General features: G+C 61.8%; 2 protein-coding genes. Both read right to left on the bottom strand.

The genetic code is table 11. From position 1 onward, the window contains the following. Positions 1-160 precede the first annotated feature (160 nt). Positions 161-496, bottom strand: a complete 336-nt coding sequence (gene tnpB, locus AB3X94_RS41740) for an IS66 family insertion sequence element accessory protein TnpB (protein WP_136624689.1) — start codon at positions 494-496, stop codon at positions 161-163. Next, positions 493-924: transposase (locus tag AB3X94_RS41735; RefSeq protein ID WP_368594406.1), on the bottom strand; the 432-nt coding region annotated here is incomplete at its 5' end. The genes AB3X94_RS41735 and tnpB, both read right to left, overlap by 4 nt.

The following is a 924-nucleotide window of genomic DNA, read 5'->3' as shown; positions in this document are numbered from 1 at the left end:
CTCTCTTTCTTTCTCGGCGATCTCGGCCATCAGCTTCACGTTCAGTTCGCGTATCTGTTCGGTACTGAGGGCGTCGAGATCGGCGGGTATGTCCATGGCGACCAGTCTGCCAGAGCGGCGCGCGATGCAGCAAGGGAAACAGTTTACGTACTTACGGGGCTCAAACCACCGTGATCGCGTGATCCGGCGCGAGAGTGCGCCACGGCAGTCCCATCACCAGAGCCTGAAGCTGTTCAGGGCTCAGCCCCACGCTCACCGCCTGCTCGCCGTTCGTCCAGACGAAGCGCCCCTTGTTCAGCCGCCGTGCGGCAAGCCATATGCCCAGGCCATCGTAGACCAGCACCTTCATTCGAGTCGAGTGCCGATTGGCAAACAGGTAGGCATGATGGGGCCTCACTGACCCGAACACCTTGACCACGCGTGCGAGCAGCGTATCGACACCGGCGCGCATGTCGACCGGCTCCGTCGCGAGCCAGATGGCATCGATGCGAATCAACGCAACCACCCCTGCAGCCACGTTGCGCAGTCGCTCGCGGCCGACAGTGGCCAGCGCACCGTGATCGCCGTCGCGCCCCTGCGTACCTCGATCTCGATGTGCGTCGCCGCTGCAACACCATTCTGCATCTGCAGCGGCACAAATTCCGGCGACGAGACATTCAATTCCTGTCGGGCCGCTTCAGCGGCATCGCGTTCCTCCCGCGCCGCAACCCAGCTACGCAGCAGGTTGGCGTTCAACCGGTAATGCAGTGCCACGGCCGCAATCGACACATTCGGCTGCATTGCCGCCCGAATGACCGTCTCCTTGAATTCCTTGCTATGCCGCCGGCGCCGTGTCGGCTGCACCACATCCTGGACAACCTCGACTTCGTCCGTCATGTACACCTGTCCATTTAAAATTTGAATGGACATGATCGTCGGGCGGCA

Origin of the sequence: Paraburkholderia sp. BR10923, from assembly GCF_040948765.1 — a bacterium.
GTDB classification, from domain to species: domain Bacteria; phylum Pseudomonadota; class Gammaproteobacteria; order Burkholderiales; family Burkholderiaceae; genus Paraburkholderia; species Paraburkholderia youngii.
Note: the sequence above shows the minus strand (reverse complement) of the source record. Positions and strands in the feature narration are given on the sequence as shown.